The following is a 21,567-nucleotide window of genomic DNA, read 5'->3' as shown; positions in this document are numbered from 1 at the left end:
CGTTTATAAAAATCTGTTCTCCCCATCATAAGACGGGACGGTAATTTTCGTCCCCGGGTGCGTTAAAACAGAAAAAAGAGATATCCAGAATGACACTTCATTCCCTAAATCAACATACGGTCGAAAAGATCGGCGGCACCTCTATGTCAAGAGTCCAGACGGTTTTTGACAATATCCTGATCGGTGATCGCACATCGAAAGACCTTTATAATCGTATTTTTGTTGTCTCTGCCTATGGCGGGATGACAGACAGTTTATTGGAACATAAAAAATCACAGAAACCCGGCGTTTATGCACTTTATTCAGAAAGTGAAAGTGAGTGGTCGTGGGGCGACGCCTTGAGCGATGTTGCAGCCCAGATGCGCGCCATCAACCAAGAGATTTTCGCCGAGTCAGCCGATCGTCAAATGGCCAACCAGTTTATTGTGGACCGTATTGAAGGCACGCGATCCTGTTTGACCGATTTGCAACGTCTGTGTTCTTACGGGCATTTTCAGTTGGAAGAACATCTGGCGACTGTGCGTGAGATGCTGAGCGCGCTGGGTGAAGTCCATAGTGCGTACAACACCGCCCTGTTGCTCAATCGTCGTGGTGTAAACGCGGTGTTTGTCGATCTGTCCGGTTGGCGGGGCACAGAAAATTGTGATCTGAACCAACGTATTGAGATGGCTTTTGACGGCATTGATTTTGCAACCCAGCTTCCCATCGTGACCGGCTATGCCCAAACAGCAGATGGGCTGATGAAGCATTATGGGCGCGGTTATAGCGAAGTGACCTTTTCGCGGATCGCATCCCTGACGGCGGCCAAGGAAGCCATCATCCATAAAGAATTCCACCTGAGCAGTGCGGACCCGAACATGGTCGGGGCGGATCAGGTGCAGGTGATCGGGGAAACCAACTATGACGTGGCTGATCAATTGTCAAACTTGGGGATGGAAGCGATCCATCCGCGCGCGGCAAAAGGATTGCGCGAAATGGGGATCCCGTTGCGGATCGCCAATACGTTTGAACCAAGCCATCCCGGCACTTTGATCCGCGATAACTTCCACCCTGACACCCCGCGTGCGGAGATTATTACGGGCATTTCCCAAGCCTATGAAGTGGAAATTTTCAATCAGGAAATGGTGGGGACCTTTGGTGCAGAAGAACCGGTTCTGGAGATTTTCCGCCGCTTCAAGGTACGTACCGTGACCAAGAGCTTGAATGCCAACACCGTGACACATTATGTGAGCGCGCCGTTAAAGCAGGTCAAACGCTGTGTTGCGGCCCTTGAAAAAATGTTGCCGAAGGATGCAACGGTCAAGACACAGAAAGTGTCGATCGTGTCTGTTATCGGGGCGAACCTGGGCTGTAAAACCTATTTCCCCAAAGCAGTGGATGCCTTGCACCAAAACGATATTGAAATTCTGTTCTGCAATGCGGTTAGCCGGAATGTGGATATGCAATTTGTCTTGCATGAAAAGGATTTTGCTCAAAGCGTCCATGTGCTGCATGAAACGCTGGTGGAAGGCGAAACACAGCAAGCTGTTGCGGCTGCCTGATCCGGCTTTAAAAGAGATGTAACAAAAAGCCCGCCTTCTTCTGAACGGCGGGCTTTTTGTGTGTGGTGGGGTTAAAGCGGCAAGGCTTCTTTTTCCTCGTCATCCATTTCGCTCATGACTTCTTCGGATAGTTCTTCGGCTTCCTGGTTACGTGGATCAAGCGGGCTGACGCTTGGCGTTACCTTCGGCATGTCGAAGACGAAGTCGCTGCGTTCTTCGCTCGGTAGGGCCTCTTTTTGGCTGATACGGTAGGCGGCCAGAGAGATGAGTGGCACGGACATGGAAGAGATAAAGACAAACATGCCGTTTGGGCCGAGTAAACTCATGAAAAAGGCCGAGGCAATTGGCGCAATCAACGCCCCTAAACCGTAGAGCAGCACCATGCTGCCGCAGGCGGGAACAAATTCGTCTTGTTTTAAATAGTCGTTGATATGGCTGGAGGCAAGCGCATAAAGCGGAAAGGCCGAGAGACCTAAGGCGCCAGCAAGATAAGGCATAAAGGCGGCGCTCCCTTCAAAATCAATGATGAAAATAAGAGAGACAATCAACGTGGAGCAGGAGGTGCAGAGGATGATTTTACGTCGATCAATGACATCGGATAATTTCCCCGCAGGCCACAGGGACAACATGCCACCAAGCATCAGGGCAAACATAACGGCGGATGTGTCCGCAGTATCTAACCCGATCCGCACACAATAAACCGCCATCATGGTCCAAAGCACGCCATTGACTAAACCGGATGTTAAAATGCCAAGACAGCCAAGCGGGTGAGTTGTAATCAGCGCCCGATAGGACATGCGTTCATTGGACTGGATTTCCGGGGCAGCAATTCTGCGTCCCAGCGTCAAAGGTACAAGAGAGACAGAAAGGGCCACGGAAACCAGAATAAACAGATCATAACTGGTGACAGGCGTCAAATTGACAAGGATTTGACTGAGGGCAGAGGCACTTAGGATCACGACCATATAAACCGAAAAGACAGCACCGCGATTTTCGTTACTGGTGGAGGCATTGAGCCAGCTTTCCCCCACAAGGATCAAGCCGCCAAAGCACATGCCCGTGATGGTCCGCAACACAAACCACACGGACGGATCAATAAAGACCGCGTGCAAGAGGGTGGCGGCGGAAGAAAGCGAAGCAAAGGCCGCAAACGACCGGATATGCCCGACACTGTTAATGAATGGCGGGATAATAAAGATGCTGATCATGTACCCCAAAAAATAAGAGGACAGGATCAGCCCGGTCGCATACAGGTCGAAATCTTCTAGGTCCGCCCGCATCCCAAGGAGTGTCCCTTGCAGGCCGCCCCCCAGATTAATGAGCCACAGGCTCACCAGCAAGGCAAAGAAAGGAGAGAGAAGTTTTTGCATATCTATCAGCTTATTTTATGAGTTTTTAGCGCCTTTATTTTGGTCCATCATATCTGAAAAAGTTGGCGGCGAAATAACATAGTTTAATTGCCCTTTCTGTGTGGCGATTCTTCGGTGTATTTATTTTGCGAGAGAGAAGAATGTTTCCTTTTAAGTGTCTTTAATTGACTTTCAACATTTTAAAGAAGTTCTTGAGTGTGAAAGATCGCTTTTCGCTCATTTTTTTATATCTAAATGGGCGATAATCGCTCATTCCTGTAAAATATTTAGAAGGTATGGCTTTAAAAGCGCGATTTATTGACTGGCAGAGATATTGCAAATGGTTGACCCGCAAGCAGATGAGAAAAATAAAGTAAGTGAAGGGTTAGTTATGCGTATCAAGGGACGGGGATTTAGCTGGTTTGCGCCCTATCGCAGTGTGGCCTCACGGTATATTATCTTTTCCCTGACGGCCGCGTTGTTGCCGATCGTGGTGTTGTCGGCCCTTTATGATAACTATTTTGTCGGCCTGATTGACAAGGTGACAGACAAGCAAAACTCTGCCCAGATCGTGGCCTATGAAAATACGGTCCGGCACTTTTTTAAAGAACGCGAGATTGAGCTGGGGGATTTAAAAGACCAATTTGACTCGCCGCGTTTTTATGATTTGGACGGCAAATTTGATCTGGTGCCGGAACTGGAAGCTCTGCTGCGGGTCTTGTCTGATACCAAATATATTTATGCCATCCTGTTTTATGGAGATGATGGGCAGGTGGTCCATACCTTCCCCAGCAACAGCCCGCTTGCGCCCTATGAACAGACCTTGAGTGCCACCACCCATGAAGGAATGGAGATTCTAGGCCCGTCACAGTCCGATATTGGCCTGCCAAGCTGGATCGTGATGAAGGACTATTTTGATAAGGCGGAAAGTCAGCGCGGGATTGGTCTTGTGATCCGCTTCTCATCGCTGACCCGCTTTATGGATGACTTTAGTTTACATGGGTTCCGTCAAGCTTATTTGCAGGTGGGCGACGGGCGCTTTTTCGACGCCTCCGGCCTGATGATGGAGAAACGACCGGACGGCATGCTGGAAAATGTCAGCGAACTGTTGCCGGGTTGGAACATGTTTGTGCGCGACGAGTCCGCTAAGGTCACCCCGCCCAGTGAGCAAGTGCGCTATATGCTGTTGTTGACCACCCTGTTTACCGTTTGTGTGATCCTGTTTGTGCATTATAGCATCGGTTATCGCTTGAACGAGCAGGTGCGCAAACTGGTCAAGCGCGTGGAGCGTGTGGCCCAAGGCGATATCAACACCCCGCTGAAAGTGGATGGCAACTGGGAAATTCATCAACTGAGTGTCGCCATTGAAAGTATGCGTTATCAGCTGCAAAAATTTATCCGCACCAATCTGGAGATGGAACGCCAAGCAAGCCTCGGTCAAATGGCCGCCGGGATCGCCCATGAGGTACGCAACCCGTTGACGACCCTGAATACGGCTGTACAAGCGCTGGCAAAGCAGGAAAAAGAGCCGGAAAAGCAAGAGCTGCTGGAAATTATGGGCGATGAGATTTCGCGCACCAATACGGTGATCAAGGGCTTGCTGGACTACGCCCGCCCGCGTGACCCGGAACCGAGCATGATCGCTGTTCGCGCCTTGTTTGAACATACCAAGGTGCTGGCGGATGTGGTCGCTAAAAAATACCATAGTTCCATTGAGCTGTTTATCGAGGAAGATGCGGAAAACATGCTGACCCTGTTTGGTGATACGGTGCATTTAAAGCAGGTGTTGCTGAACCTTGTCCTCAATGGCCTTCAGGCGATGGAGGGGAAAAATAAAGGGGTGCTGAACATCACCGCCAAGCGCGAAGGCGAACATTGCCTGATTGACATTACCGATCAAGGCTGCGGCATCCCCGAACATGCGTTGGTCCGGGTGCTGGAACCGTTCTTTACCACCAAGTCCTATGGCACCGGTCTGGGTCTGTCCATCTGCGCCAGTCTGGTGGAACGCAACCAAGGCACCATGACGTTTAAAAGTGATCCGAATGTCGGCACGACCGTCACCTTGCGTATGCCGATCTTGCGCTGGACCTATCAGGAAAATCAGAAGGAAAAATTGCGTCGTGAGTAAAATTAAAGTTCTTGTGATTGATGATGAAATCAACCTCGTTCACAGCATCAAATTTTCCCTGAAAGCAGAGGGGATGGAAGTCGTCGCCGGCTATAACGGCGAGGAAGGCATCTTTCTGGCGAAGAAAGAGAACCCGGATATCATCTTTCTGGATTTAAAGCTGCCGGACATCACAGGCATGGAAGTGCTGGAACGGCTGCAAAAGGAAAATCTCGGCATTCCGGTCATCATGATTTCCGCCCATGGCGATACGCGCGCAGCGGTGCAGGCGGTCAAGCTGGGGGCGGTTGATTATCTGACCAAACCGTTTGAGCTGGATGAGCTGGTCCTGTTGATCAACCGTAATGTGGAACGGTCCAAACTGGAGCGCGAAGTCGTCTTTCGCCGTCAGAAAGAAACCGTAACCAACGGCATTGTCGGGCAAAGCCAACCGATTAAGGATTTGTGTATGCAAATCGAACAGATTGGCAAAAGCGGGACGCAAAAAGTCTTGATTACCGGACCGTCCGGGACGGGCAAGGCCTTGGTTGCGCGCGGACTGCATAGCGTGCGCAATGGCGGTGCGTCTTTCGTTGAAGTCAACTGCGCTGCCCTGCCGGAACATTTGATGGAAGCAGAACTGTTTGGCGCAGAAAAAGGGGCTTACACCGGGGCGGTTGAAAAGCGCATTGGCTTGGTGGAACTGGCGGAAGGCGGCACCTTGTTTTTAGACGAGATAGGGGAGATGTCGCCAGCCTTGCAAGCCAAGCTTTTGACCTTGCTGGAAAGCGGCACCTTTCGTTCGGTCGGGTCTGCGCGGGAACGTCAGGCCAGTGTGTTTGTGATTGCAGCCACCAACCGTGACCTGTTGCAAGAAGTGGAAAATGGCAACTTTAGGCGGGATTTGTTCTATCGCTTGAACGTCTTGCCGATTTTGGTGCCGGCCTTGAAAGATCGTGCCGGCGATGTGGATTTGCTGCTGGACTATTTTATAGATTTTTATTGTGAGCAGGAGGGGCAGAAGCCGGTTCATCTCTCCAAGGAGATCCGCAACCGCCTGAACGCCTATGACTGGCCCGGCAATGTGCGCGAACTTAAAAACCTGATGGAGCGTTTAACGATCCTGTATCCGGGGCAAGATATCCAACTCAACTATTTACCGCACGAAATCAGCCAAAGTGAAGCGCCTTTTGACACCGGATCAGAGCTGGTGGATAGCGTCGAAGCCTATGAGCGCGATGTGATTGAAAAAGTTCTGCTGGAACATAACGGGCGTAAAGGACTGGCTGCCGAAGCTTTGGGCATTAGCCGTCATGCGCTGAAACGTCGCATGCAACGTCTGAAAATGACCAGCGGACCAAAGGGGGCATCATGAACGTTTTTTTAACTGGGATCCTACTGGCGGCGCTTGTTTGGTCTGCCCCCGCCTTGGCGCGACAGGAATTTGGTGCAAGTAAAGAGGAAGCGGACCTAAACGTCGGCTGTCTTTATCCCCTCAGCGGGTATGGGGTGGATTTTGGGCAGGATAGTGTTGTGGGCATTGAGCTGGCGTTGGAGGATTTGAAAACGGCTTATGGCAATCCGCCTAAAATCCGCGTTCTCGTTGACGATACCAAACTTAAAACATCACGCTCCATCCGCTTGGTGCGTGATTTTGTCCATAAAGATGATGTCAAATATGTGTGCGGGATTGTCAGTTCCGGCATTGCGCTGGAAGTCACAAAGGTGATTGAGGAACTGGGCGTCATCTTTATCGGCACCGACAATGCGTCTTCGCGTCTGACCGGGGCAGCTTTGCAACGCAACTATTTTCGTATGACCAACAATACCGCCCAAACCATGGATGCGGCGGCACAATATATTAAAGACAGTTTCAAAACCATTTTGGACAAACGCCCGTTGCGCGTGGCCTTCATCGGGCCGGATTATGATTACGGTTATCAAAACTGGCGTGATTTTCGCCGCGCCATGAACGAACAGAATGTCCCTTACACAACGGTTGCGGCCTTGTGGCCCAATTTGTTTGAAGTGGACTTCAGCCCCTATATCCGCTCGCTTCAACAGGCAAAACCGGATTTGATCGTCAATGAACAATGGGGCGATGATTTTATCACCTTCTTGCGCCAAGTGCAGGATACGGACTTATTGAGCCATTCGGAACTGGCAAACTTCGGGTCTGGTGGCGATTATGATGTCCTGAAAGAGTTGGGCAATGAAATGCCGCTGGGCTTGATCTTGTCCGCGCGTCATCACGTTAACTGGCCCTTAACGGTCGAAAATAAAAGGTTTGTGGAACGGTTTTATAAACGCGCCGGGCATTATCCGTCCTATGTGGCGCAAGGCGCCTATTCAGGGATTTTGGCGATTGCCTATGCTCATATGCACACACAGCCGCCGCGCGATATCGAGCAGATTAGACAAACACTCAGCACGCTGCGTTTTAAATTGCCGGAAGACCCCAAGGGCTTTTCTTCTTATATGGACCCGAAGACCCATCAAATTCAGCAAGTGATCTCTATTGGACGGACCGTTAAGGATCATCGCTTTCCCCCTGCGACACGTCTGCTGGGACATTGGAAAGACTACGCGCCCTTGATGGAACGTAAATGAGCGCAAAGCGCGCGGCTTGTCCGATAAAGCGGAGCGCAAGGCGATCAAGGGCAGTATTCTAAAAAGGCTTAAATTTAATTTATTGTTTTAATTCAGTGTATTATTAGGTTTTTCACATTCTGGCACGCTCCCTGCTCTTAGAGGCGTGAAGGCACCAGCGAAAAAGGTGTCTCACAAAAATAAGGACAGGGAGAATTTAGAATGATGATGACAAACGCTCTCTGTCTCCATTTCTCAATTGATGTTTGGAGGCATAACTGAATGCTTAAGACAATTTCCAAAATGGCTGTGTATGGTGCTGTTGCGTTTGGCGCATTGACAGCGACAGCTCAGGCGGCTGACGAGTATAAACTCGGTCTTGTAACTTTCTTGTCCGGCGGGGCAGCTGGTCCGTTTGGTGTACCGGCTAAAAACGGCGCAGACCTTTTGGTTGACGCGCTGAACGCAGGTACAGTCCCTGCACCGTACAACAAAGTCGGGATCAACGGTGTTAAGATCAATCCGGTTTATGTGGACGAAGCAGGCGGGGCCACCAAACAGGTGTCTGAATATCGCAACCTCGTTGAGCGCCAAGGCGTAAACGCTGTTGTAGGTTACATTTCTTCAGGTGATTGCTTGGCTGTGCCGGGTGTTGCGGAAGAAATGAAGAAAGTTACTGTTCTGTTTGATTGCGGTACACCGCGCGTCTTTGAAGAAGCTGATTATAAATTTGTGTTCCGTACAGCGGCAACAGCAACGATGGATAACGTCGGCGCAGCCCGTTACATCGCAGAAAAAGTAGGCGGCCTGGCTTCTGTGTCCGGTATCAACCAGAACTACTCTTTCGGTCATGATAGCTGGAACGATTTCACAACGTCCCTTGAGCAAATCAAAAAAGGCGTTGATGTTTCTACAAAACAATTCCCGAAAATTTATGCGGGTCAGTATGGCGCAGAAGTTTCTGCCCTGATGGTAAACCCGGCTGAAGTTGTTCATTCTTCTTTCTGGGGTGGCGATATGGAAGCTTTCTTGCTGCAAGGGGCGGCCCGTGGTCTGTTTGAAGACCAGAAAGTTTTGCTGACGTGTGGTGAAAGCGCGCTTTACAAATTTGCGGACAACTTCCCGGAAGGCGCGATTGTTGGTGCCCGTGGTCCGAACGGTGTCTTCGCACCGAAAAGCGAGCTGAACGACTGGTTTGTGAAAGAATATGAAGCCCGTTACGGCACAAAACCGACGTACCCTGTATACCACATGGTTCAGGCCATCATGGGTCTGAAACTGGCAACAGAAAAAGCAGCCGCAAATGCGGGTGAAATCCCGACAGACGAAGCCGTTGCAGGTGCGTTTGAGTATCTGGAATTTGACAGCCCGGCTGGTAAAATTGCGATGACGAATGGCAATGGTCACCAAGCTGTACAGGAAATGGTCTTCGGTCAGGTTTCCAAAGAAAATGGCGAAGTTGTCATGAAAGACGTTGTACGTTACGCGCCGTCTTGCGTGAACCCGCCGAACGGTGTGAAAGCCGCAGACTGGATTGCAAGCGGCTTCGAAGGCGCTGTTTGTAACTAATCTGTTGAACGGATGTTCAAGACCGGGGTGGCCGCTTTAAGGCCACCCCACCTTTGACTTACTTAGAATATGATATTGGGGTTATTCGATGAACTTGGCTCTTGCGGTTCTCGTGGACGGTGTTGTCTATTCCTCGTGGTTGTTTTTGATCGCGGCTGGATTGACACTGATTTACGGGGTGATGAAAATTCTTAACATGGCACACGGCAGCTTTTATGCCATTGGTGCTTATTCCGGTGCATCCCTGATCGGTGTCTATTTTGCAGGCGGCAACCCGCCTTGGGCCAGTTATCTGTTGTTGGTCGGCGCAGCGCTTGTTGCGGGGCTTATTGTCGGTCTGTTGATTGAACGCGGCTTTCTGCGTTTCATGTACGGTCGTGACGAAGTGGTCATGATCCTTGTCACCTACGGCATTTTGTTGATCCTTGAAGATGCGATCAAACTGTTGTGGGGGGTGGACCCTTATTTTGCCTATCAGCCCTATACCTTGTTGGGACGCACCAAAATCGGTGGCCTGTCCTTTGCGAATTATGACTTTATGCTGATTTGTGTGACCGCGCTTGTGGCGCTGGTCCTGTGGTGGTCGCTCAACCGGACGCGCTCCGGCAAGATCCTGCAGTCTGTTATTCACGACCGAGAAATGGCGGGCGCATTGGGTGTAAACGTTACAAAAATCTTCACCATTACGTTTGTGATCGGTGCCTTCCTTGGGGCGTTTGCCGGTGCGTTGACGGCTCCCGGGATCTCGGTTGTGCCGGGCATCGGGATTGAAGTGATTATCCTTGCCTTCGCGGTTGTCGTGATCGGTGGTCTGGGCAGTGTCGGCGGTGCGTTTGTCGGGGCCTTGATCGTTGGTTTGTCGCGGGCCTTGTCCGTTCACCTTTATCCTGATGGGGAACTGTTCGTGATCTATGGGGTGATGGGGCTTGTCCTGGCGTTCCGTCCACAAGGTCTGTTTGCCATTGCTGGTGCGAGGAAAATTTAAATGCTGTCTAAAAATCAAATTTTTGTTGTTGCTGCGGCGGCGCTCATGATCCTTGCGGGTCTGGTGATGCCGTACTGGTTCAGCTTCCTTGTCACGGTTGCCTTGGCAAAAGGTCTGGTCGTTTTGGGTCTGGTGATCCTGATGCGCGCGGGTCTGGTGTCTTTTGGGCAGGGTCTTTACTATTGCGCGGGCGCTTATGCGGTCGGGGCGTTCAGTGACTATTTCCAGACAGATAACGTGTTGTTGCTGGTGTTGGTGGCGATCGTTTGTGGTCTGGTGATCTCGTCCATTGTCGGGCTGCTGCTGTCACGCTATCGCGATATCTTTTTTGCCATGTTCTCAATGGCGTTTTCCATGATCCTCTACGGGGTGCTGGTGAAAAGTGCCGCCCTTGGCAGTTCAGACGGGTTTAACGTCACGAAACCGAGCTTGTTTGGCTGGGCAGCAGAATTTAACGGCACCAACCTATTGAGCTATTGGGTTGCGATCATTCTGGCGTGCGTTGCTGGTGCGATCATCTGGCGCTATATGCGCTCCCCTATGGGAATGACGGGGGAAGCCATCCGCGAAAACGAAATCCGTGTGGAATATCTCGGCGTTTCTGTTCAAAAGATCATTTATATCAAATATATCATCGCGGCTGTTCTGGCGTCTGTCGGTGGGTCTATCACGGCGATGACCGTGGGGCATATTGACCCGGAGATGGCCTATTGGACCACGTCTGGCGAGTTTGTCTTTATCGCCCTGATGGCAGGGACAGGTCATGTGGCGGCACCTTTGATCGGTGCTGTGATCTTTGAATTGATGCGCACCTTTGCGTTCCAGCTATCGCCTTATACATGGCAGATGATTTTGGGGATCGCCTTGTTGTCGATCATCATCTTCCTGCCGAACGGCCTGTGGTCGCTGACAGATAAATTCAAGAAAGGAGCCAACTGATGACAGCTCTTCTGGAAACCCGTGATCTGGCGAAAAACTTTGGCGCGGTGACGGCTGCGGCGGATATCAATGTACAGATCAATGCGGGCGAAATTGTTGGTGTGATCGGGTCAAACGGTGCGGGTAAAACCACCTTCATTAACATGGTGACGGGCTATTTGAAACCATCTAGCGGTCAGATCCTGTTTGACGGCAAAAGTGTCATCGGGCGCAAACCGCGCGAAGTCATGCGTGATGGGATGTGTCGTTCCTTCCAAGTGGCGCAATTGTTCCCTGAATTGACGGTCATGGAAAACGTGCTGATCGCGCAATCCTTGGCAGAAGGCAAGAACCTGTCGTTCTTTAGCCCCATGCATACACCGGCGCGTGAAGAAAAAGCCCGTGCGATCTTAAAAGAATATGAAATTCTGGAATATGTGGACGAAACGATTGCCACCTTGCCGCAAGGGGTGCGCAAATTGCTGGATATCGCCATGGCGATGTTGAGCAACCCGAAAGTTCTGTTGCTGGACGAACCCACATCCGGTGTGGCGATTGAAGATAAATTCGATCTCATGACCACAGTCATGGCCGCAGTGAAAAAGTCCGGGGCGGCGGTTTTGTTTGTGGAACATGACATGGATGTGATCGCACGCTATTCCACGCGCCTATTGGCATTCTATGACGGGCGTATTCTGGCGGATGGACCGACGGGCGAAGTGATGCGCGACAAAAACGTGCAGACCCTTGTGGTCGGTCATCACCTTGATATGGACGAACTGGAGGGCACGAATAATGCTTGAACTGTCTAATGTATCCACCTCCATTCAGGGCACGGAAATCTTGCGCGACGTCAACCTGAAGGTTGGCAAAGGCGAAATGATCGGCCTGATCGGGCGCAACGGGGCGGGTAAAACCACCCTGAACCGCACGATCATGGGTATTCAACCTGCCAATAAAGGCACGGTCGTCATCGATGGTCAGGATATGACCAAAGCAGGCGCCCACGAACGCGCCAAGCTAAAGGTCGGCTTTATGCCGGAAGATCGACGCTTGATCCCGGCGCTGAGTGTGGAAGAAAATATCCTGCTGCCGGCTTGGGCAAATGATATCAAAGAAGCTGAAGCCCGTTTGGCGTGGATTTACGAGTTGATGCCGGAAGTGGAAGGGTTTGCAGGTCGCAAAGCCTTGCAATTGTCCGGTGGTCAGCAAAAGCTGGTGGCCTTGGCCCGTGCCTTGATGAGTGGCGTGCACATCCTGTTGTTGGATGAACCCTTTGAAGGGGTCGCACCTGCCTTGTCACGCCGTTTGCTGGAAGTCATCAAGACCCTGAAAGATGAAGGTCTGTCCGTGCTGTTGTCTGAATCGGATTATACCCATTCTGCCGATCTGGTGGATAAGGTCTATCTGATTGAGCGCGGTTCCGTGCGACTGGATGAGGCAAGCTGATTTCCCCGTAGATCGTTTGTAAAAAGAAAACCCGCTGGTTCTGGTCGGCGGGTTTTTTTATGCCTTTATTTAGGTCAGCAAAAAGCCCATCGACGGGAGAGACGATGGGCTTTCGCGTATAGGCGGTGTTTAAGAGGGGAGGAACAGGGTTTAAACACCACCCATGCAGAGATATTTCATCTCGACATATTCATCCATGCCGTAGGCCGAGCCTTCACGGCCCAGACCACTTTCCTTGATGCCGCCAAAGGGGGCAACTTCGGTGGAGATAATGCCTTCGTTAATGCCGACCATGCCGCTTTCCAAGGCTTCGGCAACACGCCAGATACGACCGATATCACGGCTGTAGAAATAAGACGCCAAACCAAATTCCGTATCATTGGCAAGGGCAATGGCCTCTTCTTCGGTTTTAAAGCGGTAGATCGGGGCAAGGGGACCAAAAGTTTCTTCTTTGGTGACGATCATGTCAGCGGTGACGTCGGTCAGGATCGTTGGTTCAAAGAAGGTGCCACCCAAGGCATGGGGCTTACCACCTAGCTTGACCTTTGCCCCTTTGGAGACCGCGTCGTCCACATGGCGCTGGACTTTTTCAAGGGCGGCTTGGTTGATCAGCGGGCCTTGCTGATTGTCGCCGTCAAGGCTGGGGCCGACTTTAAAGGTGGCGACTTTGGCAGCTAGCTTTTCAACAAACGCATCATAGACGCTGTCTTGCACCAACAGACGGTTGGCACAGACACAGGTCTGACCCGTGTTGCGGTATTTGGACGCAAGCGCGCCTTCGACTGCCGCATCAAGGTCTGCATCATCAAACAGGATAAAGGGCGCATTGCCGCCCAGTTCCAGACTAACTTTTTTAACTGTATCAGCCGCTTGTTTCATCAACAGCTTGCCAACAGGTGTGGAGCCGGTGAAGCTGACTTTGCGAATGATCGGGCTTTCCATCAAGGTCGTGCCGACTGCGGGGGTATTGGTTTTGGAACAGGTCACGACGTTTAACAAGCCATCGGGCAAACCGGCTTCTTGTGCCAGGACACACATGGCAAGCGCGCTTAAGGGCGTATCTTCTGCGGGTTTAACCACGACCGGACAGCCTGCGGCCAAGGCCGGACCAACTTTACGGGTGATCATGGCGATGGGGAAGTTCCACGGCGTGATGGCAGCGACGACACCGATCGGCTGTTTGACGGTTACAATGCGTTTGTCACGACCGTGGGAGGGGATCACATCCCCGTAGACGCGCTTGGCTTCTTCGGCAAACCATTCCAGAAAGCTTGCGCCATAGGCGACTTCGCCGCGGGCTTCAACAAGGGGTTTGCCTTGTTCGGCACTCATGAGGACCGCGAGGTCTTCTTGGTTGGCAAGCATCAGGTCGAACCAGCGACGCAAGACGGCACCACGTTCTTTGGCAGTGCGGGCTTTCCAGTCATTGAAAGCGGCGTTGGCTTTATCGATGGCGTCCGATGTTTCCGCCGCGCCCATGTCCGGTACAGTCGTGATCAGGCTGCCGTCTGCGGGGTTGGTGATTTCAAGGATACTGCCGTCATTGGCATCGACCCACTGCCCGTTAATAAAGGCTTGGGATTTTAACAGGTCGGGGTTTGACAGAGTAAGGGGCATGGAAAATTCCTTTAAAGGGTAAGCGCGTGAACAACGTCTTTCAACGCAGCGGGCAGGGGGGTCGGTTTGTTGGTCGCACGATCCACATAGACATGGATAAAGTGACCTTGGGCCGCACAGGTGTCCTCGCCTTCATGGAAAAGGCCGATCTCATAAACAACGGAGCTGGAACCCACCTTGGTCACGGCGAGCCCCGCCTCGATCTTTTGGGGGAAGGAAAATGAGGCAAAGTAATTACATTTGGTTCCCACAACCAGACCGATGACGGGACTATTCTGGATATCAAGGGCACCTTGATCGATCAGGTGGCTGTTCACCACCGTATCGAAGTAACTGTAATAGTTGACGTTATTGACATGCCCATAGACATCGTTGTCCATCCAGCGGGTCTGGATGGTGGTGAAATGGGCAAAGTCCTTGCGGCTTTTTGGAATAGGTTTACTCGCCATCAGACACCCCTTAAAAAGCTGCGCGGTAAATGTCGAGGGCGGCTTGCTCATCGACGTCACGCGGGTTGTTGACCAGCAGGCGGGTTTGTTTCATGGCTTCAGATGCCAGTGTTTCAAGCGCGCTTTCTTCAATGTTCATTTCGCGCAAGGTTGTTTGCAGGCCAAGGTCGCACGACAGTTGCGCGGTCTTTTGGATAAACTGATCCACACGATCCTGAAGGTCTGTGACAGTTGCCAGTTCCGGGAAGACGTAAGGGGCAAGCTCGGCATATTCGTTCAGGCAGTTAGGGGCGTTAAACGCCATCACGTGTGGTAGCACAAGCGCGTTGGAGAGGCCGTGGGGGATGTGATAAATGCCGCCCAACGGGTAGGCAAGCGCATGAACCGCTGCGACGGGGGAGTTGGCGAAGGCTTGTCCGGCAAGGGTGGAGCCCAGCAACATATCAGATCGTGCCTGAATGTTTTTCGGGTCCTTCACCACTGTCATGATATTGCCACCCAACAGACGCAGGGCTTCACAACCAAGGACGCGGGAGATTGGGTTGTTGTTGACGGATGTAGAGGTATAAGCCTCAATCGCATGGACCATGGCATCCACGCCTGTTGCTGCTGTGATATGTGCAGGCAGGCCAAGGGTCAGTTCTGCATCCAGCAAGGCAAGGTCAGGCAGCAATGCCGGGGCAACCACGCCCTTTTTCTCACTCTCGCCAACGGTGATGATCGAGATCGGCGTGACTTCCGATCCTGTGCCCGCGGTTGTCGGGACTTGGATCAGGGGCAGGCGTTTGCCGCGCACCATATTGACGCCGTAGATATCATCCAGTTTTTCGCCGCTGCCGACCATCAGGGCGACCAGTTTGGCGACATCCATGGATGAGCCGCCACCAAAACCGATGACCCCGTCGATATCAAGGGCGCGGGCCTTGGCACAGGCATCTTCAACCACATGGGCGGGTGGATCAGCGACCACATCGCTGTAGACTTCAAAGGTGACGCCTGCTTCTTTTAAGTTGTCCAGTGCAGGGTTGATCAAACCCAATTGGATCAGGCCGGGGTCAGTGACCAAAAAGACCTTATCGCCGATCTGATCTTTCACCAACGCGCCCAGACGTTTGCACACGCCCGGTTCACACAGGATGCTTTTGGTGGTGTTGAAGGTAAAGGTACTCATGGATATCTCCCTGCCGATTATTAAAACTTACACGCTCAATAGCAAAGGGGATGCCATTTGATGGATCGATTTAAGGTATTGTTTTAAAATGGTTTTATGTAGGGTAAATACATCAGGCGGAGCTATGAGCGCTCAAAACCCTAAATAAAAAGAGCGATATTCGCTCAAGGCGGGTCTGGTTAGGAGGGCATTCATAAAAAAATCCTTGGACTTTTTTAAGGGCAAGGACGTAAGGTGGCGCGGTATTTGCAATAAAAACAGATAATTATAAACAGGTAGGCGTAAAGAGATTGCAATATGGGTGATCCGTTCCAGTTTTTCTTTCGGCTTAAAAAAGTCGAACACCCCAATATGGAAGGTGAAATACGGCTGAAAGCCGCACGTACGCTGGTAAAGGTCTTTGATGATCTTTACGAAGGAGCGTTTGCGGTTGATACCTCCTGCCGGATCATTTGGATGAACGATAAGTTCAAGGCTTTGATCGGCTGGAATGGGACCGAGCCCTTGGAGGGGCGCGATCTGGCTGAGATTTTACCGCATACAGATATGAAGCGGGTGATCGACAAAGGTCAGCCGGATTTGATCGATATCGTGGATTTGGGAGAACGTCAGATCACCATCTCGCGCATTCCGTTGAGTGATGATAATGACCGGATTGTGGGCGCGATGGGGGTCATTTTGTTTGATCGCCTCAATGCGCTCAAGCCCTTGGTTTCGCGTTTTCAAAACATGCAGAACGATCTGAAGAAGGCGGAGAAAGAACTGGCGGCAACCCGTCAGGCGAAGTACCGTTTTTCTAACTTTGTTGGTAATGCCAAAGCGGTGCAGGAACTGAAACGCCAAGCCAGACGCGCGGCAGAACGTGACGTGCCCGTCTTGTTGCTGGGTGCAACGGGGACAGGTAAAGAGCTGCTGGCCCATGCGATCCATCATAGTTCTGCAAGATCGGACGCGTCCATGGTTCGTATCAACGTCTCTGCGATCCCGGAAGGATTGTTGGAGGCGGAATTGTTCGGCACTGCTTCTGGTGCTTATACAGGGGCGTCTAAAAAAGACCGTCTTGGGAAGTTTCAACTGGCGGATGGCGGCACGTTGTTTTTGGACGAGATCGGGGACATGCCCGCCAGCCTGCAACCCAAGCTGTTACGCGTCTTGCAGGAAGGTGAGCTGGAACCTGTCGGGTCCAACAAGGTGCAGTCCGTTGATGTGCGCGTCATCAGTGCGACCAGTCGAAACCTTGAAGAAATGGTGCAAAATGGTGATTTCCGCGCCGACCTTTATTACCGCCTGAATGTGGTGCCCTTGTTGGTGCCGTCGTTGAAGGAACGTCCGTCAGACCTGCCGGGGTTGTGTGAGGTCTTGTTGGACCATATCGCAGAAGCAACAGGTCAACCAACACCCGCACTCTCCGATGAAGCTATTGAGCTTTTAAAATTGTATGACTGGCCCGGCAATGTGCGTGAATTGCGCAATATACTGGATCAGGCAAGTGCGCGTTTTGATGAAGATGTGCTGGAAGAACGCCATATCATCGAGTTGATCCCTAGTCTTGCCAAGCGTCAGCGCCAAGTGCGCGCTGTGGAAGAGAATGCCGGATTTGACCCGCTGCCAGAAGGCAAGAAGCTGAAAGAAGTGCTGGCAGATATTGAACGTCAGGCATTGATTAAAGCCCTGGCGGAAGAAAATAATGTGAAATCCAGAGCAGCAAAACGATTGGGAATTTCTCGCGCGCAGTTTTATGAAAAACTGACAGCTTTCGGGATACTGTCTGATTAACCGGACAGTGTGTAAACTGTATCTTTTTCGGACACATTTAAAATATTCAATTGAAAACAGTGCCTTAAGGCTGATTTAAAAGGCTTTGTCCGAATAACCGGACAGTTTGGGGTGTGTCCTAAAAGAAGAAAAGCTGTGTTAGATCTTTCGCAATGGCAGTTTTAGGTGCTTTTTAAAATCTGGCACGACATTTGCCTTAGAGAGGTCAGTAACAAAAAATATTTATTTAACAGGGAGCCTACAATGAAGTTGCCACAGTTTGCCGTGGCGCTGGCCTGCGCTATAGGTCTAAGCGTTCAAGCACAAGCCGCTGATCCGATCAAGATCGCACATGTTTACGGGAAGACAGGTCCGTATGAGGCCTACGCCAAACAATCCCATACCGGATTGCTGATGGGGCTGGAGTTTGCCACTGGCGGGACCATGGAAGTGAATGGTCGTAAAATCGAAGTTATTGAAAAAGATACACAGCTGAAACCTGATCTGGGCAAAGCCTTGTTGGCAGAAGCTTATGCTGACGATGAAGTTGATCTGGCAGTTGGCCCGGTGTCTTCTGGTGTGGCTTTGGCGATGCTGCCGGTCGCGCAGGAATATGAAAAACTGTTGCTGGTCGAACCTGCTGTCGCGGACTCGATCACGGGTGAAAAATTCAACCGCTTTATCTTCCGCACCGGGCGTAATTCGTCCCAGGATGCGATTGCAAACGCGGTTGCATTGGGTCAGGAAGGCGTAAAAATCGCCACACTTGCGCAAGATTATGCGTTTGGTCGTGACGGCGTTGCCGCTTTTAAAGAAGCACTGCAAAACACAGGGGCCGATTTGGTCTTTGAAGAATACGCCCCGCGTGACACCAAAGATTTTACCGCTTCTGCACAGCGCCTGTTTGATGCGCTGGACAAGGAAGAAGGCCGTAAAATCATTTTTGTGATCTGGGCTGGTGCCGGTAACCCGATGGGTAAAATCAAAGCCATGAACCCGGAACGTTTTAATGTTGAGCTGGCAACAGGCGGTAATATTCTGGCTGTGATGAAGGCCTTAAAAGTGCTGCCGGGTATGGAAGGCGCGACCTATTACTACCACGACATCCCACAGAATGACGCAAACAAGTGGTTGGTGTCTGAACATTACAAACGTTTTGACAGCCCGCCGGACTTTTTCACAGCAGGTGGTATGACAGCGGGTATGGCAGTTGTTGCTGCTTTGAAAAAGGCAGGTTCCAGCGACACTGAAGACCTGATCACGGCGATGGAAGGTATGGAGTTTGACACGCCGAAAGGTAAAATGATCTTCCGTAAAGAAGACCATCAGGCGCTGCAATCCATGTATCACTTCAAGCTGAAAGTGGATGAGAACGTTGAATGGGCGATCCCGGAACTGGTCCGTGAAATTCCGATCGAAGAAATGAACGTTCCGATCCGTAACTAACACGACCTTCGTGTCACTCCCCAGAGAGGGGGAGGCGTACGACCCATGCGTCTCTCCCTTTCTTCCCTTTTTTCTAACTTCGGAAAAACTCGATGACAGGTCAAGAACATCCCGTCCTGCGCACCGACGGTCTGACCGTGCGGTTTGGCGGTCACGTGGCGGTCAATAACGTCACAGCAGAATTTCATCGCGGTACATTGACTGCGATTGTCGGCCCCAATGGTGCAGGGAAAACAACCTTTTTCAACCTGATCTCTGGTCAGTTAAAAGCCACCGAAGGCCGCGCGTTTCTAAATGAGGAGGATATCACCTCCATGCCGGTTTCTGAACGGACACACAAAGGGTTGGCGCGCGCGTTTCAGCTGACCAACCTGTTTTCAAACCTGACGGTGCGTGAAAACGTGCGACTGGCTGTGCAAAGCCGCGCCGGTATTGGGTTGAACATCTTTATGATGGCGGACCGTCATCGTGAATTGAATGAAAAGGCCGATCATTTTTTGGCCCGCGTCGGGCTTTATGATCAGGCTGAGGTGATCGCCTCCACACTGCCACACGGTGGACAGCGCAAGCTGGAAGTTGCACTGATGCTGGCTTTGGAACATGACGTGTTGATGTTTGACGAACCAACAGCGGGTATGAGTGTGGATGAAGTTCCGGTCATTCTGGACCTGATCCACGAGATCAAGGCCGACAAAAACAAAACCGTCCTGATGGTAGAACATAAAATGGATGTCATCCATTCCTTGGCGGATCGTATTATTGTCCTTCACAATGGGTTTCTGGTTGCCGATGGCGAACCGAAAGAGGTCATGTCCTCCCCGATTGTGCAGGAAGCATATTTAGGGACAGGAGTTGCCGACCATGTCTGATCAACTTTGTCTAAACCTGCAAGGGGTCCATACCCATATCGGGCAATATCACATCCTGCAAGGGGTGGATATGAAAGTACCGCGCGGGGGTGTCACCATGCTGCTGGGCCGAAATGGTGCGGGTAAAACAACCACCATGCGCACAATCATGGGATTGTGGCAGGCGAGCCAAGGCAGCGTGACCTTTAACGGGTCCGATATTACAAAAATGGAAACCCACGATATTTCAAAAAACGGGATTTCCTATGTGCCGGAAGATATGGGCATTTTTTCTGCCCTTAGCGTCAAAGAGAATATGATCTTGGCAGCGCGCACGGGCGAGATGGATGAGGCGCGTCTTGATTGGATTTTCCAATTGTTCCCGGCGATGAAAAAGTTCTGGAACTGGCCTGCGGGCAACCTGTCCGGTGGGCAAAAACAGATGCTTGCCATTTCACGTGCGGTGATTGAACCCAGCAGTCTGTTGCTGGTGGATGAACCGACAAAAGGTCTGGCACCTGCCATCATTGGCGCGTTGACCGAAGCCTTTGTGGAACTGAAACAAACCGACACCACAATCTTGATGGTGGAACAGAACTTCCAGATGGCGAAAACCATCGGGGATACTGTCTGCGTCATGGATGACGGACGGGTTGTTCATAGCGGTAAAATGTCCGATTTAGCAGAAAATGAACAGCTGCAAGAACAGCTGTTAGGCCTGAGCATGGGGGCACACCAATGAGTACGAACGATAAAGGGTTGAGCGCAACGCGCGCCCCGAAACTTTCTCTGCTGTCCGAACGCAATCTGCCTTTATTGGCAACCGCGATTGTGTCCTTGGCAGCCTTGGCCCTGATCGGGCAATTTGATACGTGGGTCACCTTGACCCTTGCGGGTCTTGCCATGGGCATGATGATTTTTGTCATGGCATCGGGTCTGACCTTGGTCTTCGGCCTGATGGATGTCCTGAACTTTGGACATGGGGCCTTTATTTCCCTTGGGGCTTTTGCTGGCATTTCGGTGTTGCTTATGCTGCCAAGTTGGACGGGGGCTGATGTCGCCTTTTTAAATATTGCGGCGATCTTGCTAGCCGTGGTTGCCGCCATGGGGCTGACGGGTGTTGCGGGATACGTCTTTGAACGTGTCATTGTTAAGCCGGTTTACGGCGATCACCTGAAACAGATTTTGATCACCATGGGTGGCCTGATCGTCACCGAACAGTTGATCTACGTGCTGTGGGGACCGGACGAAATCACCATCCTGCGCCCGTTGGCGTTGCAAGGGTCTTTCACCTTTGGCACCATTGCGATTGAAAAATTCCGTCTGCTCGCAGTTGTCTTGGGTCTGATCATCTTTTTTGCCATGCGCTGGACGTTAAACGGCACGCGTTTGGGACTTGTGATCCGCGCAGGTGTTGAAAACCGCGAGATGGTAAGCGCCCTTGGCTATCGCATTTCCATGGTGTTTATTCTGGTGTTTGTTGCAGGCTCTGCACTGGCTGGATTTGGCGGCGTGCTGTGGGGACTTTATGAAGAAGTCGTGACCGCCCATATGGGCATGAACGTGATGATCTTGATCTTTATCGTCGTGATCATCGGTGGTCTGGGCTCTGTTGAAGGGTGCTTTATCGGTGCCTTGATGGTGGGTTTGCTCGCTAACTATACAGGCTACCTTGCGCCGAAAGTGGCGTTGGGGTCGAACATCCTGTTGATGGTTCTCATTTTGATGTGGCGTCCGGAAGGATTGCTGCCGGTCAATAAAAGTCGATAAG

General features: G+C 51.4%; 18 protein-coding genes. 14 read left to right on the top strand and 4 right to left on the bottom strand.

The genetic code is table 11. The features are described 5' to 3' along the window. Window positions 1-89 precede the first annotated feature (89 nt). Entirely contained in the window at window positions 90-1,541 is a 1,452-nt protein-coding gene (locus tag Q397_RS0108435) for an aspartate kinase (protein WP_028879050.1), read from the top strand. Window positions 1,542-1,612: 71 nt separating this feature from the next. On the opposite strand, the gene Q397_RS0108430 is transcribed toward Q397_RS0108435, so the two are convergent. Continuing rightward, window positions 1,613-2,911 (bottom strand): MFS transporter, encoded by a 1,299-nt coding sequence (locus Q397_RS0108430; protein ID WP_028879049.1) that lies wholly within the window; start codon window positions 2,909-2,911, stop codon window positions 1,613-1,615. A 319-nt stretch (window positions 2,912-3,230) separates the two neighbouring features. Between Q397_RS0108430 and Q397_RS0108425 the strand changes: the two genes are divergently transcribed. The 8 genes from Q397_RS0108425 to Q397_RS0108390 all read left to right on the top strand — a co-directional run bounded on the left by Q397_RS0108425 (window position 3,231) and on the right by Q397_RS0108390 (window position 12,510). Then, entirely contained in the window at window positions 3,231-5,021 is a 1,791-nt protein-coding gene (locus tag Q397_RS0108425; RefSeq protein WP_028879048.1) for a sensor histidine kinase, read from the top strand. Next, window positions 5,014-6,375 carry a sigma-54-dependent transcriptional regulator gene (locus tag Q397_RS0108420; RefSeq protein ID WP_028879047.1) on the top strand — a complete coding sequence of 454 codons (1,362 nt, stop codon included), beginning with the start codon at window positions 5,014-5,016 and terminating at the stop codon, window positions 6,373-6,375. Before Q397_RS0108425 ends, Q397_RS0108420 begins: the two co-directional genes overlap by 8 nt. Continuing rightward, a complete protein-coding gene (locus Q397_RS0108415; RefSeq protein WP_028879046.1) occupies window positions 6,372-7,610 on the top strand; it encodes an ABC transporter substrate-binding protein in 1,239 nt (412 codons plus the stop codon). The genes Q397_RS0108420 and Q397_RS0108415 overlap by 4 nt, the downstream gene beginning before the upstream one ends. Window positions 7,611-7,871: 261 nt before the next feature. Continuing rightward, window positions 7,872-9,158, top strand: a complete 1,287-nt coding sequence (locus Q397_RS0108410; protein WP_028879045.1) for an ABC transporter substrate-binding protein — start codon at window positions 7,872-7,874, stop codon at window positions 9,156-9,158. Between the two features lie 88 nt (window positions 9,159-9,246). Beyond that, window positions 9,247-10,143: a branched-chain amino acid ABC transporter permease gene (locus tag Q397_RS0108405; protein ID WP_028879044.1), complete on the top strand. Its 897-nt coding sequence runs from the start codon at window positions 9,247-9,249 to the stop codon at window positions 10,141-10,143. Then, a complete protein-coding gene (locus Q397_RS0108400) occupies window positions 10,144-11,082 on the top strand; it encodes a branched-chain amino acid ABC transporter permease (RefSeq protein ID WP_028879043.1) in 939 nt (312 codons plus the stop codon). Continuing rightward, complete coding sequence (locus Q397_RS0108395) at window positions 11,082-11,864, top strand: ABC transporter ATP-binding protein (RefSeq protein ID WP_028879042.1); 783 nt, start codon at window positions 11,082-11,084, stop codon at window positions 11,862-11,864. The genes Q397_RS0108400 and Q397_RS0108395 overlap by 1 nt, the downstream gene beginning before the upstream one ends. After that, the gene (locus Q397_RS0108390; protein ID WP_028879041.1) at window positions 11,857-12,510 is read left to right on the top strand and encodes an ABC transporter ATP-binding protein; all 654 of its coding nucleotides are present in this window, start codon (window positions 11,857-11,859) and stop codon (window positions 12,508-12,510) included. The genes Q397_RS0108395 and Q397_RS0108390 overlap by 8 nt, the downstream gene beginning before the upstream one ends. A gap of 150 nt (window positions 12,511-12,660) precedes the next feature. Here the strand turns inward: Q397_RS0108390 and Q397_RS0108385 are convergent, their stop codons facing one another. From Q397_RS0108385 to Q397_RS0108375, 3 genes are read right to left on the bottom strand one after another with little or no spacing between them, the layout of a single operon-like run. Then, complete coding sequence (locus tag Q397_RS0108385; protein ID WP_028879040.1) at window positions 12,661-14,127, bottom strand: NAD-dependent succinate-semialdehyde dehydrogenase; 1,467 nt, start codon at window positions 14,125-14,127, stop codon at window positions 12,661-12,663. 11 nt (window positions 14,128-14,138) lie between these two features. Further along, window positions 14,139-14,576, bottom strand: a complete 438-nt coding sequence (locus Q397_RS0108380; RefSeq protein WP_038013184.1) for an acyl-CoA thioesterase — start codon at window positions 14,574-14,576, stop codon at window positions 14,139-14,141. Window positions 14,577-14,586: 10 nt separating this feature from the next. After that, entirely contained in the window at window positions 14,587-15,747 is a 1,161-nt protein-coding gene (locus tag Q397_RS0108375; RefSeq protein WP_028879038.1) for an iron-containing alcohol dehydrogenase, read from the bottom strand. Between the two features lie 297 nt (window positions 15,748-16,044). On the opposite strand from Q397_RS0108375, the gene Q397_RS0108370 reads away from it, so the two are divergent. The 5 genes from Q397_RS0108370 (at window position 16,045) to Q397_RS0108350 (ending at window position 21,566) form a co-directional block, all read left to right on the top strand. Next, complete coding sequence (locus tag Q397_RS0108370; RefSeq protein WP_240475045.1) at window positions 16,045-17,523, top strand: sigma-54 interaction domain-containing protein; 1,479 nt, start codon at window positions 16,045-16,047, stop codon at window positions 17,521-17,523. Window positions 17,524-17,766: 243 nt separating this feature from the next. Next, window positions 17,767-18,948, top strand: a complete 1,182-nt coding sequence (locus tag Q397_RS0108365; protein ID WP_028879036.1) for a substrate-binding domain-containing protein — start codon at window positions 17,767-17,769, stop codon at window positions 18,946-18,948. A 92-nt stretch (window positions 18,949-19,040) separates the two neighbouring features. Continuing rightward, window positions 19,041-19,817 carry an ABC transporter ATP-binding protein gene (locus tag Q397_RS0108360; protein WP_028879035.1) on the top strand — a complete coding sequence of 259 codons (777 nt, stop codon included), beginning with the start codon at window positions 19,041-19,043 and terminating at the stop codon, window positions 19,815-19,817. Next, a complete protein-coding gene (locus Q397_RS0108355) occupies window positions 19,810-20,538 on the top strand; it encodes an ABC transporter ATP-binding protein (protein WP_028879034.1) in 729 nt (242 codons plus the stop codon). The genes Q397_RS0108360 and Q397_RS0108355 overlap by 8 nt, the downstream gene beginning before the upstream one ends. Continuing rightward, complete coding sequence (locus tag Q397_RS0108350) at window positions 20,535-21,566, top strand: branched-chain amino acid ABC transporter permease (protein ID WP_051609837.1); 1,032 nt, start codon at window positions 20,535-20,537, stop codon at window positions 21,564-21,566. Before Q397_RS0108355 ends, Q397_RS0108350 begins: the two co-directional genes overlap by 4 nt. Window position 21,567: the final 1 nt, after the last annotated feature.

This window comes from Terasakiella pusilla DSM 6293, from assembly GCF_000688235.1.
Classification (GTDB): Bacteria; Pseudomonadota; Alphaproteobacteria; order Rhodospirillales; family Terasakiellaceae; genus Terasakiella; species Terasakiella pusilla.
The sequence above is the reverse complement of the archived record's forward strand: the minus strand, read 5'-3'. Positions and strand labels throughout refer to the sequence as shown.